Origin of the sequence: Psychrobacter halotolerans (assembly GCF_039680845.1) — a bacterium.
Classification (GTDB): Bacteria; Pseudomonadota; Gammaproteobacteria; order Pseudomonadales; family Moraxellaceae; genus Psychrobacter.
The window spans coordinates 166,001-182,426 of record NZ_JBDKWD010000002.1 but is presented as its reverse complement, the minus strand read 5'-3'; the positions used below and the strand labels follow the sequence as shown (position 1 = coordinate 182,426).

Sequence of the window (16,426 nt, the reverse complement as noted above, 5' to 3'; positions counted from 1 at the left end):
ATAGACACTGGTTTTTTACGTTAAAATACAGTATATGATTTCGCACGATTGAATAGTCTATCGTTGCTATATCTTAATATCCAAATTGTAATATCCAATCAGACAATTTTTAAGAGCAATAACTTTGAGGGTAATGCCATGGCAAAAGCTAAGACGGATGCGCTGTTAGACTTTGTCTATGATGGGGTAAACCGGCGCGGACAAAAAGTAAAAGGCGAAACGACCAGTCGTAGCTTGGAGCTTGCTAAAGCAACACTGCGTAAGCAAGGCATTACAGTCAAAGGCATTAAGAAAAAGCCGAAGCCCCTCTATACTTTCAAAAAATCCATCAAACCCATCGATATTGCTATTTTTGCTCGTCAGTTGGCGACGATGATGAAAGCGGGCGTGCCCTTGACCCAATCTTTTGAGATTGTGGCCGACTCGCTCGACAATCCGAGCATGAAAGACTTGGTGTTGCAGATAAAAGCGGACATTGAAGCTGGGGGCACGTTTGCTTCAGCCCTGCGAAAACATCCGCGCTATTTTGATGATCTGTTTTGCTCGTTGGTTGAGTCTGGTGAACAATCAGGTGCGCTTGAAACCATGCTTGAGCGCGTGGCGACCTATAAAGAAAAAAGTGAATTACTTAAAGCCAAAATCAAAAAAGCCATGAAGTATCCCATTGCGGTTGTCATTGTGGCCATCATCGTTACCATGATTCTGCTAATCAAAGTGGTTCCCGTATTCTCTGGATTATTTGAGTCTTTTGGTGCTGAATTGCCCGCGTTCACACAGATGGTAGTAGGTATGTCTGAGTGGATGCAGTCATGGTGGTTTATTTTGATTGCCGTTATTGGCGGCGCAATTGTCGGTTTTTCAGAAGGCAAAAAACGCTCTAAAAAATTCCGTGACTTTTTAGATAGAGCCGCATTAAAAGCGCCTATATTTGGCAATATCGCTTATCAAGCCGTCATCGCTCGTTTTGCTCGTACGTTAGCGACAACGTTTGCTGCTGGTGTACCGCTGATTGACGCCTTAGACTCTACGGCAGGGGCAGCCAACAATGTGGTTTTTTACAATGCCATTCAGCAAATTAAGAACGATGTAGCGACTGGTCAACAATTGCAGTTTTCGATACGTTCAACCAACCTATTCCCAAGTTTGGCGATTCAAATGGTCGGTATCGGCGAAGAGTCTGGTAGCTTAGAAGAGATGCTAGACAAGGTGGCGGTTTATTACGAAAACGAAGTCGATAATGCGGTGGACGGTTTAACCAGTTTGATGGAACCACTCATTATGGCGGTACTCGGGGTGTTGGTCGGTGGCTTGGTTATTGCAATGTATTTGCCGATATTCCAAATGGGCTCAGTGGTAGGATAACGATTTGATGCAATTTATAGCGTTGTTACAAGACAACATGGCAATGGCTTTGGTCGTATTTGGTCTATTAGGCCTTTGTATCGGCAGTTTTTTGAATGTGGTGATTCATCGTTTGCCACTCACCATGGTTTATGATTGGCGACAAGAATGTAGCCAATTTATGTCTGACCAAGTCGATATGCCGCGTGAACACACTCAGCCTTTGGCCACTATCGTGGCAACCGACCAACCCATTACCTTGAGTCGACCAGCATCACGCTGCCCGCATTGCGCGCACAAAATTAAATGGTATGAAAATATCCCCTTAATCAGCTGGCTCGTACTACGCGGTCGTTGTTCGGACTGTAAAGCGTCCATCGGTCTACGCTACCCACTGGTCGAGCTGGTTACTGCCCTGCTCTCAGTATTGGTGATTTATCAATTTGGTGTCAATGCAACTGGGCTATCAGCGCTGGTTTTGGTATGGACGCTCATTGCTTTAACTGGTATTGACTTTGATACCCAGCTACTACCTGATCGTCTCACCTTTCCATTGGCAGGTTTGGGATTGGCCGTCAATTCACAGGGCTGGTTTGTTTCCCCCACTCAGTCAATCTGGGGTTTGTTGCTTGGGTTTTTGTTGCTATGGATAGTGGTGAAAATATTTTATCTGATCACCAAAAAACACGGCATGGGACAGGGAGATTTTAAATTATTGGCGGTACTGGGCGCTTGGCTTGGTCCCATGATGTTGCCATTGATTATTTTATTATCATCTCTGCTTGGGTCTATTGTTGGACTGATCTTGATGAAAAAACAAGGTGAGAGTCGACCGTTCGCTTTTGGGCCCTATATCGCGGTGGCAGGTATCGTGGCATTATTATATGGCGCAGATATCGTCAACTGGTATCTTGGGATGTATACTTAATAAATTAGATTAGCAAATTTTCGGCAGTTACCTTCACGCTTTGAAGTCAGTCAATTTTTAAAAACTGGCTTTTTAAGGGGTGACTGCCACTTTTATCATATCAGTCAGATAAGTCATTATTATGTCAAAACATAGCGCCGCTCCCCTTTATTCACATCAACCTCAAAGCCTGCCTGCAAAAAGCAAAACCTTAGTCGTCGGTCTAACAGGCGGTATCGGTAGTGGCAAATCTGCTGCCAGCGCTTGGTTCGCTGAGCAAGGTATCGATATTATCGATGCGGATGTGATTGCGCACGAAGTCGTTGCCAAAGGCAGTGCAACTTTACGCAAAATCCAGAAAAAATTCGGTGATTGGGTATTAAACAGTGATGGAACGATGGATCGCGCAGCGGTAAGAACACATGTGTTTGCGTCTCCTGAAGCACTGATTGATTTGGAGGCGATCACGCATCCAGCGATACGTGAGGCCGCAAAAGCACAGCTGGTGGCCAGCACATCGCCTTATGTGGTTTTGTCAGCGCCCTTACTCATTGAAGGCGCAGAAGCGGGACTTGCCAATTTATGCCAACGCATTTTGGTGATGGATGCCACTGAAGACACTCAGTTGGCACGTGCCAGCCGACGTGACGAACAAAGCATACAAAAGATTAAAGCGATCATGACCAACCAGCTAAGCCGCGAAGAGCGCAATCGTCATGCCGATAACGTCATACTCAATGAGAGTGATCTCGCTTCTCTTTATATCAAACTTGCACCCTTGCACCAAGAGTATCTTACACTTGCCCAGCAGCTAAAGTACGCTGTCGATTGACCTCGTATAACGCCATGCCTGTGGCAACACTGACATTTAAGCTTTGTAGGTTGCCATGCTCGTTGCCTGACATGGGAATATAAACCAGCTCATCACAGCTCTCTGTCGTCAGGCGGCGCATGCCCTCACCTTCTGATCCCATAATGATTGCAGTCTTACCTGTCAAGTCAGCGGCATGTAGCGGCTTGGCATCCGCATTCAATGCCGTACCAAAAACAAAGACACCCGCGTTTTTAATTTGCGACAACGCCCGTGCCAAATTGGTCACACTGATAATCGGCATCATCTCGGCCGCGCCCACAGATACTTTGGCAACGGTTGGCGTTAAGGTTGCTGCATGATGTTTAGGGCAAACGACCGCGTCCACTCCCATCGCCACTGCTGTACGCAGGCAAGCTCCAAAATTATGGGCATCAGTGATTTGATCGAGTACCAATAACAAACACTGCTCACGTCCAGCAATCGTCTCCAGTAAGCCTTCATCCGCAAAGCCCAATGGACGGGCATGAAGCACAACACCTTGATGCTGCGGGCTACCACATAACTGTGTCAGCTTGTCTTTTTGCGCCGCCTGAATACTAATACCATTATCACCAGCTTGCGCCATGATGGCTTGTACATGACTGTCGCTCTCGCGTCCTTGCTGTACAAATAAGCTGAGCCCATCAAGCGGACGGTGTTCGAGTAAGGCATCAATCGCGTGAATGCCGTAAAAATAAATAGGTTTTGCCATAATAGGCCTATTAAATATGAGTGGGTATCGCGCAGGGCGATAAAATAAAAAAGATGGCTTCATCGCATTAACCAATACTGTGCTGACCAATACTGTGCCAACCAGTATTGTACCAACCAATCAACGACTGGTTATCAATAATGTCTGCCAAAAAAAGAAATAAACAATACCAATCGGATATTGTTTATTTTTTGAGTGCTTCAGAATAAGTGTGATAGCGCACTACCTGATGAGTATATCCTGCGTACTAACCAACCACTTAGCCTTCTAAGTGGCAGACATACTGAACAATCTCTTCGGTGCGTAGATTGAAGCCACTATTGCCTTCGACTACGAATGATTGACCCGCACGGTAGTAACTAAAGTCCTCATCACCATTTATTTTGACTTCACACTCGCCGCTCGTGATTTCGATACGCTCAGAGGTATTGGTACTAAAGTGATAATGCTCAACCAAATTATCACAAGGCAAGATCACACCCAATGTTTTATGGCGACCATCTTCGAACATAATGGTATGGCTCGAACAACGACCATCATAAGATACTGTCGCTTGGGCATTGACGGTTACATTAGTAAATTGCGCCGCTGTCATAGTGGCTTCCTTATCAAATAATTATTGTAAAACTAAAAAATAAGTAACTGATTTGAATCAGTTATTGAGGGCGTTTTTTAAGAAGTGCTCAACATTAAATGCTGGATGCTTTCGTACTAGAGACCTGTGCGCTATCTATAGAGCCAAGTTTTATAAAAACGTGCTGACGTCATGGTTCAGTTGCCATATTTTCTTACTATATGCCTCTATTTTTACGAAATTATGACGTAATGTCATGGCATACGCTGCATAAAACTTATAGGAAGAGTTTATCATTATGTGAGATTATGCTACCACATTATCTCTATAAAGTTTGTTACAGCACGAAGTAAATTCTGTCCGATAGGATGTGTGCTGTTTTCTACTGCTTGGTAGTTTAGCCGCTCTTACCATTATAATAGATATGCCCCAAAAAGCTGTCTTTTAATCCAATAACGTATTTTTTAAGAAATGAGATGGAAAGACAAGCTAAGACTAATGCTCAATTTTTATCAACTTTATGATAGTCTTAACAAACCCATGTATCATATTAACGGTCTTTAATATTTGTATTTAACCGCATTTAACACCATAATATTTGCCAATCATCTGTATCTAGTAACCCGATTAATTGAGCCCATTCATTCCTTTATTCATCCTATTTGAGACATGACTTCTAACGACTGCTTATCACCAATAAGTTTTACAATTGAAGGTCATGGTCTGTCATGAGAGGCGTTGATGCTAGTATCATTAACTTTACATCAGTTTGCGTTAATCGCTCAGCATGAGCTGAACGTGGCTGAAGGTTTTAATGTCATCACCGGTGAGACGGGCGCTGGCAAGTCGTTGTTATTAGATGCGCTGTCCTTGTGTGTGGGCGAGCGCGCAGACAGTGCCATGGTCAGACATGGCGCGGCGCATGCCGATATCTATGCGCAGTTCGATGTAGAGGACAATGCGGTCGTCGCGGATTGGTTTGTTGGAAATGACCGATCGCTCGAAGAGCCTGAGGTGTTGATTCGTCGCCAATTGAGTAATACGGGGCGCTCAAAGGCGTGGTTAAATGGCACGCCGGTAAGCTTGTCGGAATTAAAAAGCTTAGGTGCCTTACTGGTTAACATTCATAGTCAACATGCTCAGCAAGCCCTGCTCAAACCGCAATTTGTGGTGCAATGGCTCGATGAGATGGCGCAGATAACGCCTCTTGCTGCCCAAACGGCCAGCAGCTACCAGCAGTATCAACAGCTCAAACGCCGCGCTGATGACATTGCCAGCCGCGAATCCCAGCGCCAAGACCGTATTCAACTGTTGCAAAACCAGCTGGCCGATGTTGCACCTTTACTGGCTGTTGACTATGCAGAGGTCGAGGCCGAACACGAAGAGCTGTCTAATATTGAAGCGCTAATGACGGAAGCCAGTCACGGTTTGCACCTGCTAGATAATGATACCGACGAGCCGGATGTCATGACTTTGCTCGGACAAGCCATCAAGCTTTGTGACCATCAAGTGGGTGTCAGTCCAACCTTTGAGCAAGCGTCTGAACAGCTACATTTGGCGCAGCAGCAAATCACGGAAGTGACCGCGCTTCTCTCAGATTATGCCGAGCAGCAACTGCCTGACCCTGAGCGTTTGCAAGCATTAGACAATTTAATCAGCTTGGGTCACCGCTTATCCCGCAAACACAATCTGCCTGCAAGCGACCTGATTGTTGAAGCAAAGGATTGGCAAGCGCAGTTAGAACAATTAGAAAATGAGCCAAGCAGTGACGCGATGGCATCGCAAATTGAGCAAGCTTGGCAAGACTATTTGGCATTAGCCACACAATTGAATACAGCGCGCTCAAAGGCTGCCCCTAAAGTCAGTAAACAGCTGATCAAACAATTACAACCTCTGGCACTGCCCAATGCTCGTTGCGAGTTTGTGTTTACCAAAAAAGCAGAGGCCAGTCAGTACAATGCGCAAGGTTGTTTTGAGATTGATTTATTGTTTAGTGCCAACGTCGGTATGCCGATGCAGCCGCTACATAAAATCGCCTCAGGTGGCGAGCTGTCACGTATGGCACTGGTGATGCAAGTACTGCAAGCGACCAGTGCCGATCACAATGCCGCCAAGCCCATGCTGGTATTTGATGAAGTCGATGTCGGTATCAGTGGTGGTACAGCACAAGTGGTCGGAGAGCTGCTGCGTACGCTTGGACAAACGCAGCAATTGCTTGCCATCACTCACCAAGCCCAAGTCGCCGCGCAAGCCCATCAACATATACTAGTGCAAAAACATCATCAGGAGCAGACGGAAAGCGAGCTGCTAATACTCACAGGCCATGCGCAAGTCGATGAGCTGGCACGTATGTCCGGCGGCGTGACCATTACTGATATCACGCGTGACCATGCTCGTAGTCTATTGAGCGATGTTAAATAAAAATGCATGACTCTCAACCACTGACGACTCGTTGATAAACAACGGCTTTGGTTGATTTTTGACTCATTATCGCCATATAGTGGTCTCTCACCTTTATTTAGGTTGCGTTTGATTTTATGTCTAAAGCCAATTTGACCCACCATTTCTTAATTGCGGCACCAGAGCTGTCAGACCCAAGGTTTGCCCAGGCTTTGATCTATATTTGTCGTCATGATAAATATGGCGCACTCGGTTTGATGGTCAATCGCCCACTGACAAGCTCTCGAGTCGGTAAGCTGTTGGAGGATTTGAGCATTGAGGTGACTGATCCGCAAGTGATGGAAGATTTTGCCTTAGAAGGCGGCCCTATGTACCCTGAAGTTGGTTTTGTGTTGCACACAGGCCAGCCAGAATGGGCCTCTTCTTTTGCGATTTCAGAAAACGTCTGTATCACGACCAGCCAAGATATTCTCAAACGTATCGCAGCAGGTCAAGGCGTTGGGCATTATCAGCTGTGCTTGGGGCACGCCAGTTGGGGCAAAAAACAGCTAGAAAAAGAGTTGGGTAATGGCGATTGGCTGGTGTGTCCTGCCGATTTAAACTTATTGTTTGATACGCCCTTTGAAGAGCGTTGGCAAATCGCCGCTGATAAAATTGGTGTGAATTTTGATTATCTCAGCAGCGATATTGGTCATGCTTAATACGTTTTAACTCATGTACCATTTATATCACAAACTTTGTGAATACATACCTAACCATAGGAAATCCCCTTTATTATGGTAGATAGCACGCTTATAAAAGATGCCATAGAAGCGATTGATGATAGCGTTTCTGCACCGGCGGTCAAACCGCATCTTGTTTTGGCTCTAGATTATGGGGTCAAAAAGATGGGCATGGCCTTGGGCAATACGGTGACCGAAACCGCGCGTGCCTTTGATATTTTGGCGATGGATAACGGTCAACCTGATTGGGACAACCTACTGGGTATTATCAAGGTATGGGGCGTGGCAAAAGTGGTGGTTGGCCTGCCTTTGAACATGGATGGTAGCAGCTCTATGCTATCAAAGCGTGCGCACAAATTCGCTCGTCGCCTTGCTCATAGAATCATGGAGCAGCATTTGCCTGTTATTGTCTCTTTATGTGATGAGCGCCTAACCTCGGTTGCTGCACGAGAGATCGCGTGGGACAATGGCTGGATCAAGCATGAGCGCGACCCGATTGATGACATCTCTGCCTGTATTCTGATGTCCACTTATTTTGCTGATCCCAATACTAGTATCGCCATCGATGCGATTAAAGCAGATTGATGACTATGACCTCTGTTTCAGACCAAGCCTTGCACAATAAGTCGCAACATGGTTTTGCTCCGCTTGCTATTGCGCGTATCAAAGGCGCTCAGCGTATCAACCAAATAGCGATTTATCTTATTTATGCGGCGATTCTTGCCTTTGTGGTTTTTGGCACCATTGCCAGTATTAAAGCGTTCCATGACAATCAGCTGCTGTATCAATTGTTTTATAACCTGCCCTACGCGTTGGTCGCGCTGACGATTCCTATCACCATTTATGATGCCTTGGTGATTTATCGTTATCGCTTGAATCAACCGTCAATGATTGCGCTCAGTATTGGTGTGTCGACCATAATCTTAGTCGGTGAGTTAATCCTTTCTAATACCGCATGGTTAGGGTTGTCCTGTTGGTTGGGCGTGGCTTTTTTATTCAAAGTGACTTTTAAGCGCTTCTTTAACTTCATAGAGATGCAAGAAGACGCTGATATTGTTGAAGAAGCTTAACTCACACGATTGAATATACGCCAGAAAATAGACATGGCTGACTCAAAATAAAAGCATTATATAAAAAAGTTATGCTGGTAACAATTTTCCTCGCTTGCTGTGCCATTGCCGACAGAGGCTTCGAAAAATTCTTCCCAGCATTCTATATCTTTTCTCGATTGAATTGCCCATAACAAAATATCTGTAAACCTACCTTATTGAATCAAAAATATATTATGACCACTTCTACCATGCAAACGACTATCAACCATCATCTAGACACGCAAGGACTGATCTGTCCTGAACCGGTGATGATGCTGCATCGAACCATTCGCAAAGCAGAGGGCGGTGATGTGATTGAAATACTCGCCACTGATCCTGCCACCACTCGCGACATTCCTAATTTTTGTCGTCATTTGGGTCATGAGCTGCTCGGTCAGGAGACACTGGCTGAAAACGTGAGTTTGGACGCTGATCCTGACGAGATCAGGGTTGCAGGCGATGATGTGACATCTATAAATAATACGCTATATCGTTATTTGGTTAAAAAGAAAAGCGTCTAGTGATGAATAAGTTAGCAAATTAACTGCTCAAAAATTTTGCCTCGAATCCCCTAAAATCTAACAAGGAAGACTGATGAATAAAGTTGATATTGCAGAAAAATTCACTCTATTCACTGAGGAATGGACACCAAAAATCATCGCAGAATCAAACGGTCAATTGGTAAAAATAGCCAAAGGTAGTGGCGAGCTGGTTTGGCATCAGCATGATAATGAAGACGAGTTGTTTATCGTGTTCAAAGGCAAGCTCACGTTGCAGATGAGAGATAAAAATATTGAACTCGGCATAGGTGAGATGTATGTGGTACCAAGAGGGGTTGAGCATTGCCCACTTGCTGAGCCAAATACGCATTTTATGATGATTGAACCTGCTCAAACGGCTCATACTGGTAGCGTAAGTGATGATGTAACTGTTGCTTTAGAAGATCAGCATTGGATTTGATGCGCTAATCTTACTCTATAGAATCTGAAGACATAGTACATAACGCAAAATACAAAATGCAAAAATACAGTTTATTTTTTGAGACTACCTTATGAGCCGTGATCGTGCTGTACAACAAAGGCAACCCAAGTCACTGGCAGTCGATGATGAACCAAGCTATATGACGGAGTTTCGTCAAGCCATGCTGGCTCGTGGTTTGGCGACGCGCACCCGTAACGCTTACGTCCGCGATTTGCGTTCTTGTGAGTTGACCAATCCTATCGCGCTGACACGTTGGCAGCCTGATGATGTGCTGCATTGCTTGTCCCTTCTCACTCAAGACGGCAAAACACCACGTACCCAAGCACGCATGCTTTCAAGCTTGCGTCAATTTTATCTGTGGATGATCGCAAGCAATTTGCGTGAGGACAATCCGTGTGAGCGTATCAAAAGCCCAAAACTTGGCCGTCCACTGCCGAAAGATTTGAGCGAAGCAGATGTTGATAATTTACTTGCCGCGCCCGATACCAGCACCGCACTGGGACTACGTGATAAAGCCATGTTAGAAGTGCTCTATGCCTGCGGTCTACGCGTCAGTGAGCTGATTAATCTGTCATTAGAACAAGTCAATCTCAATTCAGGCTGGCTACAGATCACGGGTAAAGGCAATAAGACGCGGCTGGTACCACTCGGCGAATATGCTAGCGATGCGCTAGAAGATTATCTGTCACATGGGCGTGGGGATTTGATTGCGCATCTAAAATCAGGCAACTGCCAAGCGGTGTTTTTGACGGCGCAAGGCGGTTATATGACGCGGCAGAACTTTTGGTACTTGCTTAAAAAATACGCGCAAGTTGCCAGTATCGATAAAGAGCTTTCACCCCATACCTTACGTCATGCTTTTGCCACGCATTTGCTCAATCATGGGGCGGACTTACGTAGCGTGCAATTATTGCTTGGTCATAGTGATCTATCAACGACGCAGATTTATACGCATGTGGCGACGGCGAGATTGCAGAAGTTGCATGCTGAGCATCATCCACGTGGGTGATTGATAGTTATTTCAACTGAAAATTCAATCACAGTGATATTTTCAAGTAAGAGAAATTATAATGAAACTATTAAAAAATATATGGCTTTATAGAATTATCTCTATAATCTTTTCATTGGGAATCGCAACTCCTTCTATGGCAACCTATTTTGAAATGGTTGAATCTTTAGCAAAGCAAGGAAATGCCAGTGCTCAACTTAGTCTTGCAACTATGTATTATGAAGGTCAGGGTGGTAGAAGATACCTCATCAGAATGGCTGATAGGCTTGAAGGATTAGACAATTATGCTGGAAACGCTTTTGATGATGAAGGTATTCCTAGAGATGATGAAAAAGCATTTGAATGGTTTGAAAAAGCAGCTAATCAAGGGCTTGTAGAGGCTCAGTATAAACTTGCAGAAGCATATGATAAAGGTATAGGGGTATCAAAAGATAAGGTTAAAGCATTTGAATGGTATCAGACCGCAGCAAATCAAGGATTAAGAGAGGCGCAAAAAAGTGTTGCTCTAGCTTATTTTGTGGGTGAAGGAATAAATAAGAATTATACAAATGCCTTTACATGGTTTAAGAAAGCAGGTCATCAAGGTAATGAGGATTCTCAATATTTTGTTGGTTGGATGTATGCTAGTGGATTAGGCACTCCTCAAAATTTTGGTGAAGCAATCAAGTGGTATCGAAAAGCTGCTGAGCAAGGAGACCTTAGTTCTCAAAAAGCTCTTGGTAAAATTTACAATGAAGGAAAAGTAGTTGTCAAAAATGATAAAGAAGCATTTAAGTGGTATAAAAAAGCTGCTGAGCAAGGCAATACTTTTTCACAATATACTGTTGGATCTATGTATGAAGAAGGTCGAGGTGTTACTAAAGATTATATTAAGGCAGTTAAATGGTATGAAGAAGCCTCGGATATGAGAGAAGGCGTTGCACAGTTTAGCCTCGGAAAAATGTACTACAATGGAAAGGGTGTTGATCAAGATAAAATTAAAGCCATAGAGTTGTTTGGTGAAGCTTGTGAGAATGAAGAGGATCGTGGTTGTAAATATTACCGAGAACTAAATAATTAATTTAGAATTGTAGGAGGATGATGTTAGATATTATTTTGGTTAAGAGGCGCAAGGTGTGCCTTACTTTTCTTCAATTCTTGCAACAATCCCATCAATCCCTAGCTGCAAACCTGCCCTTTTCTCGTTACAATACTCGTCATACTGCGTGAGCTAACTAATTGTACCGCGCACCCCCTTTTACTTATCTATTATTTGAGAATCTCATGAGCCATAGACCGCCTGCTGACCTACTAAAAAACGCCCAACATTGGCGCGAAGACATTAATTTTCGCCAAGAAGTACTGGGTAAGCCATTTGATTTTGCGACCACGTGGGGTATTTTTTCACCGCAAAAGCTTGATGATGGTAGCTTGATGCTACTTGATTATGTCGATTTCCAAGCGGATGATGATTCAATAGATTTGGGCTGCGGCTATGGCGTACTCGGAATGACAGCAGCGCGTGAATGTCCGAATGGTCAGCATACGCTGATTGACAAAGACTTTATGGCAGTAGAATACGCACGCCGTAACTGTGAGAAAAATGGTCTAAAAAATGTCGATGTACATTTATCAAACGGCTTTAATCACGTAGCAAAAGACAAAGACTTTAGCCTTGTTATGTCAAACCTACCTGCCAAAGTTGGTAAAGAGCAGCATTATTTGTATTTCCTAGATGCCTACGCCCGTATGCGCCAAGGCGGACGTTTTTATGTGGTGACCATCAACGGGTTGCGTCAGTTTATGAAACGCTCATTTACGGAAGTGTTTGGAAACAGCGAAAAGATCAAACAAGGTAAGACGTATACGATTACCATGGCGACCAAAGACTAAGTTTTTAAAAGCTTAATGTTAAAACCTAGCTATAAAGAACCCCGCTAAAACAGCACAGTCTTGGCGGGGTTCTTTATAGTGGACTGCTCTGTTTTACATCTTTCTTTTAAGCAAATAACCACCCAAGATCGCACTGGCAACAATCGGTAATAACACCATAAGCATGGGCGAAAACCCTGTCGCCAGCGAAACAAAACCTACCAAATCCTGAACGTAACTGAACAGCAAGCCGAATAATAAGGCCACGACGATACGCAAACCCAAACTGTGCGTCCGCAATGAGCCAAAGACAAATGAGCAAGCCACAATGACCAGCGATAAGATAGACAAAGGTGACAGTAGTTTTTGCCAAAATGCCAGTTCATGACTCAAAGAGCGCGTGCCTTGTTGACGCATAAACTGACGATGCTCATACAGCTGGGTCAATGACAAATCTTCTGCTTTACGCGTGAGCAAATACACAGATTCAGGGGCAAAAGGCAGACTTAAGGTATCAGATGGTGAGACGGCTTGACTGCTATCGAATCCTTGATTGATCGTCAGCTTGGTCATGTTATTCAGTTGCCACTCGTAACGATACTGCTCGCTTGGCTCGCTATCATTACTCTCTAACGGTTCGCGGCCAACATACTGCCCGTCCTCAGCATGGACAGCCGTTTGCAGATTGCCGTTATTATCTAAGTGCCAGCGTTTGACCTCACCGATATTGCCTTGCACATCCGCGTAATCGATATATAAAATATCACTACCATCAGGCGTTGTACCGCCCTCCGCCGTGCTGTCGAAACGCGGCTGCACTGTCCAATAACCACGTACCGAGGTGACCAATGAGCGGCTGTCTGCATCGTTGATCTCTTTTGCCAACTGATTGGAAGTCGGCAACACAAACTGGTTCACTGCCAGTGCCAACAGCACAAAAATCAATGCTGGTTGTAATACCCAGCCCACGATACGATACACACTCACGCCAGCCGCGCGCATCACGACCAGCTCGCTTTTATTCGCCAGTAGCCCCAGTCCTATTACTGCGCCAAGTAGCGCCCCTGTTGGGATAAACTGCTCTAAAAAGTAAGGTGAGCGGTAAAAGATGTATTTGATGGCCTGACCCATCGTATAGCTGTCATCTAAAGAATCCAGCTCAGACAGATAAGAGAACACTAATTGTAGCGCCCACAACCCGATGACCGCGCCGACGATGGCGAGTAAGGCGTTGAGTTTGACGTAACGACTAAGCACTTTTAGCTGACTTGGCATTGGAGACAGCTGCTCGTCAGATGCAGATTTTGAAAATAAGGCGCGCATTAAGACGGTCCTCCGTGCGAACCACTGCTTTGATGATTAGTGGCCGTTAAATGCTGGCTGTCCGATTTGCGAAAGCGCAAGCGATGCTGCACCCGGCTGCCCCAATTCATATAAAGGGCCAATGCCATAAATCCTATAACAAGCCACGCATACGCCCATACGCTCACGCTGCCTTTACTCACCGCATTTTTGAGCGAGATAATCCCAAGTGCGCAGCTGACAAATAGCAAAATAGATGGGAACAGACGCAGCCAGCGACCTTGACGCGGACGTACTTGCGCCAGTGGTACTGCCAGCATCGGCGCAATGATCATAAGCCATGGTAAGGCAAAACGATAACCAAGCTCACCCTGCGCGGCGCGTAACGAATTTTCACTACTCGTCTGCGTGCCCCCTGTGGCGGTCTGCCATAAAGGACCAATCGGTTGGGTCTCAATATTGTCTTCGGTGACCACTTCTTGAGAGGATTCAGTCAAGGTGATACGGTAACGATCAAAGCCGACCTGATTGTATTTTAAGCTGCCCGCGCCCACTTCATAACGGCGACCTTGGAATAAGTCCAACTGAGTCACGCCACTGTCGCCTGACTCCACTTGCTCTGCGCGTTTGGCCAAAGTAATCGTGTCTTTGCTAATGGCGTTATTGCTGATCAACGCGTTTGGTAGCTCTGGGATATCCAACTGCTCAGCCGTCTCGGCATCAATACGCTCATTGACCTCGACAGCGTCACTGTCGTCTCCTGCCTTACTACCTGCATTGCCCTTTTGCTGAGGCTCAGACTGAATCAGTATCACATCTTGTAGCTGTTTTTTGTCATCACTCAAGCTGCCCACGTATAAATGGTAATTGCCACTACTGATAAATTGGTTTGGGCGAATCAAATCAAAGGCACTGGTCAGCGCTTGTTGTTGCCAAACTTGCTCAGATGAGCGCACACCCCACGGTTTACCAACGATAGAAAGCGCCGCTTCACCCACGAATAGCGCCAATATCAGTGGCGTCATCAAACGCGCAAGCTTTCCACGCGACACGCCGCTGGCGTTGATTACCGCCATTTCTTGATCGACATACAAGCGCCCAAAGACCAACATCAGAGCAATAAAAAACGCCAATGGCAAAATCAGCTCTAAAAAATACGGTAAGTTGTAACCAATGATTGTGAATAACAAACTGATATCCAGATTACCTTCTGCTGCGATACCAAAGTAACGGATCAAACGACCACCCAGCATCATCACCACTAAAAACCCCAACACCAAAGCGGTCGTTGAGGCAACTTGTTGAGTCATATAGCGGCGTAATATCACAATAGATACTCTTTATAAATGGTTCTTTATGGGTTGGTATTGGCACAGCGCATCACACGCGTATTATCGATTCATAAGCACAGCAATGCTCAGCCACCCATTTAATAGCTGGGTAATACATCAGCCAAATGCGTGGTCAAAAGCAACACTAGAGGCGTTATTTATGCGCTCTGCCTTACAAATATAAGCGGCAAAGATAACCAAATATAGGCGACATATAGGCGACATATAGGCGACAAAGATAACCGCTAATCGTATCATATTTTGGTCAAAAATAGCGGTAAAATGTGTTTGCAATAGATTGCCTCAACCTTACTGTTTTTGCATCAGAATAGGCAAGCATGGGCATTAAAGGCAGATAAACAACTGAAACTTAGCGCCTTTATTCTCACACGTTTTTATTTTATTTACTTTAGCAAGGTTTGTTTGTCATTCGTATCATCGACCGCGCGTCTGCCCTATTAGTTGCTAGACTGATTGATTATCAACTTTCTCATTCATATCGCTCAAGGAGCCTATCATGTCTACGCCCTCAACTTTACTCGAACTCGCTGGCGGCGAATTTGCACCGCTTGATTGGTCAAATTGCACACTGGTTTTAATTGATTATCAAAACGAATACGTCGATGGCGCAATGCCGTTGGGTGAAGCAGGCAAAAAAGCGACTGAAAATGCGCGTTTATTGCTCGATAAAGCTCGCTTGCAAGACATTCCTATTTTTCATATTACTCACCACGGTGCCGATAATGGTAATGTGTTTGATCCGTTATCGGACAAGGTTGAGATTGTCAGCCAGTTACAACCGCAAGGCAATGAGACAACCATTGTCAAAAACCATCCCAATGCTTTTTATGACACGCAGCTGCACTCATTGATTAAAGATAGCAATAAATCGCAAATTATTTTTGCTGGGTTTATGAGCCACATGTGCGTCAGCTCAACCGCCCGCGCCGCGTTTGATTTGGGTTTTGATAGTATTGTTTGTCACGATGCCTGCGCCACTCGTGATTTGCCTAGCGCCAAATCCAGTGCTAAGCCAGAAACCATCAGCGCCGAGGTGGTACACCAAGCTGCGATGGCCGCGCTCCAAGACAGATTTGCAGCATTGGTCACGACTAATGAGCTGATTACTGACTAATTTGATACCTTTATGCCCATATTTTGATAAAGTATGAAAGTAACTGTTTATAACGACATATAGTTGATCCTAAATAAAATGGATACAAGACATGATAGCGCGAGACTGGAACCAATTTTTCTTGCTTGCTGTCCCTTCGCAGACAGAGGCATCAAAAAATGAGTCCCATTCTCGCTATGCCTTTTCTATATTGGATTGTCTATATATTGTCTATAAC

Annotated in this window: 17 protein-coding genes; 13 read left to right on the top strand and 4 right to left on the bottom strand. The window is 44.8% G+C overall.

The window, feature by feature from the left end:
* Nucleotides 1–138: 138 nt before the first annotated feature.
* From AAJP47_RS04485 to coaE, 3 genes are all read left to right on the top strand, one after another.
* The gene (locus AAJP47_RS04485; protein WP_346716718.1) at nt 139–1,362 is read left to right on the top strand and encodes a type II secretion system F family protein; all 1,224 of its coding nucleotides are present in this window, start codon (nt 139–141) and stop codon (nt 1,360–1,362) included.
* 7 nt (nt 1,363–1,369) lie between these two features.
* Nucleotides 1,370–2,269, top strand: a complete 900-nt coding sequence (locus AAJP47_RS04480; RefSeq protein ID WP_346717094.1) for a prepilin peptidase — start codon at nt 1,370–1,372, stop codon at nt 2,267–2,269.
* Between the two features lie 121 nt (nt 2,270–2,390).
* Nucleotides 2,391–3,080 carry a dephospho-CoA kinase gene (coaE, locus tag AAJP47_RS04475; protein WP_346716717.1) on the top strand — a complete coding sequence of 230 codons (690 nt, stop codon included), beginning with the start codon at nt 2,391–2,393 and terminating at the stop codon, nt 3,078–3,080.
* Here coaE and rlmB read toward each other — a convergent pair.
* Complete coding sequence (gene rlmB / locus AAJP47_RS04470; protein WP_346716716.1) at nt 3,043–3,813, bottom strand: 23S rRNA (guanosine(2251)-2'-O)-methyltransferase RlmB; 771 nt, start codon at nt 3,811–3,813, stop codon at nt 3,043–3,045. The genes coaE and rlmB overlap by 38 nt on opposite strands.
* A gap of 259 nt (nt 3,814–4,072) precedes the next feature.
* Nucleotides 4,073–4,408 carry a pyrimidine/purine nucleoside phosphorylase gene (gene ppnP, locus AAJP47_RS04465; protein ID WP_346716715.1) on the bottom strand — a complete coding sequence of 112 codons (336 nt, stop codon included), beginning with the start codon at nt 4,406–4,408 and terminating at the stop codon, nt 4,073–4,075.
* A 720-nt stretch (nt 4,409–5,128) separates the two neighbouring features.
* Here ppnP and recN point away from each other — a divergent pair.
* The 9 genes from recN to AAJP47_RS04420 all read left to right on the top strand — a co-directional run bounded on the left by recN (nt 5,129) and on the right by AAJP47_RS04420 (nt 12,462).
* On the top strand, nt 5,129–6,808 hold the full coding sequence (recN, locus tag AAJP47_RS04460; protein WP_346716714.1) for a DNA repair protein RecN: 1,680 nt from the start codon (nt 5,129–5,131) through the stop codon (nt 6,806–6,808).
* A gap of 116 nt (nt 6,809–6,924) precedes the next feature.
* Complete coding sequence (locus tag AAJP47_RS04455; RefSeq protein ID WP_346716713.1) at nt 6,925–7,488, top strand: YqgE/AlgH family protein; 564 nt, start codon at nt 6,925–6,927, stop codon at nt 7,486–7,488.
* 75 nt (nt 7,489–7,563) lie between these two features.
* On the top strand, nt 7,564–8,094 hold the full coding sequence (ruvX, locus tag AAJP47_RS04450; RefSeq protein WP_346716712.1) for a Holliday junction resolvase RuvX: 531 nt from the start codon (nt 7,564–7,566) through the stop codon (nt 8,092–8,094).
* A complete protein-coding gene (locus tag AAJP47_RS04445; RefSeq protein WP_346716711.1) occupies nt 8,094–8,579 on the top strand; it encodes a hypothetical protein in 486 nt (161 codons plus the stop codon). The genes ruvX and AAJP47_RS04445 overlap by 1 nt, the downstream gene beginning before the upstream one ends.
* Nucleotides 8,580–8,794: 215 nt before the next feature.
* Nucleotides 8,795–9,121 (top strand): sulfurtransferase TusA, encoded by a 327-nt coding sequence (tusA, locus tag AAJP47_RS04440; protein WP_346716710.1) that lies wholly within the window; start codon nt 8,795–8,797, stop codon nt 9,119–9,121.
* A 73-nt stretch (nt 9,122–9,194) separates the two neighbouring features.
* Nucleotides 9,195–9,560 (top strand): cupin domain-containing protein, encoded by a 366-nt coding sequence (locus AAJP47_RS04435; protein ID WP_346716709.1) that lies wholly within the window; start codon nt 9,195–9,197, stop codon nt 9,558–9,560.
* 91 nt (nt 9,561–9,651) lie between these two features.
* Nucleotides 9,652–10,590: a site-specific tyrosine recombinase XerD gene (xerD, locus tag AAJP47_RS04430; protein ID WP_346716708.1), complete on the top strand. Its 939-nt coding sequence runs from the start codon at nt 9,652–9,654 to the stop codon at nt 10,588–10,590.
* 61 nt (nt 10,591–10,651) lie between these two features.
* Nucleotides 10,652–11,650, top strand: coding sequence for an SEL1-like repeat protein (locus AAJP47_RS04425; protein WP_346716707.1), 999 nt, complete (start codon nt 10,652–10,654; stop codon nt 11,648–11,650).
* Nucleotides 11,651–11,853: 203 nt separating this feature from the next.
* Nucleotides 11,854–12,462 carry a class I SAM-dependent methyltransferase gene (locus tag AAJP47_RS04420; RefSeq protein ID WP_346716706.1) on the top strand — a complete coding sequence of 203 codons (609 nt, stop codon included), beginning with the start codon at nt 11,854–11,856 and terminating at the stop codon, nt 12,460–12,462.
* Nucleotides 12,463–12,555: 93 nt separating this feature from the next.
* Here AAJP47_RS04420 and lptG read toward each other — a convergent pair whose 3' ends face one another.
* The gene (gene lptG, locus AAJP47_RS04415) at nt 12,556–13,764 is read right to left on the bottom strand and encodes an LPS export ABC transporter permease LptG (RefSeq protein WP_346716705.1); all 1,209 of its coding nucleotides are present in this window, start codon (nt 13,762–13,764) and stop codon (nt 12,556–12,558) included.
* Complete coding sequence (locus AAJP47_RS04410) at nt 13,764–15,053, bottom strand: LPS export ABC transporter permease LptF (RefSeq protein WP_346716704.1); 1,290 nt, start codon at nt 15,051–15,053, stop codon at nt 13,764–13,766. Before AAJP47_RS04410 ends, lptG begins: the two co-directional genes overlap by 1 nt.
* 538 nt (nt 15,054–15,591) lie before the next feature.
* Here AAJP47_RS04410 and AAJP47_RS04405 point away from each other — a divergent pair.
* Nucleotides 15,592–16,209: a cysteine hydrolase family protein gene (locus tag AAJP47_RS04405; RefSeq protein ID WP_346716703.1), complete on the top strand. Its 618-nt coding sequence runs from the start codon at nt 15,592–15,594 to the stop codon at nt 16,207–16,209.
* The last annotated feature ends 217 nt before the right edge of the window (nt 16,210–16,426 follow it).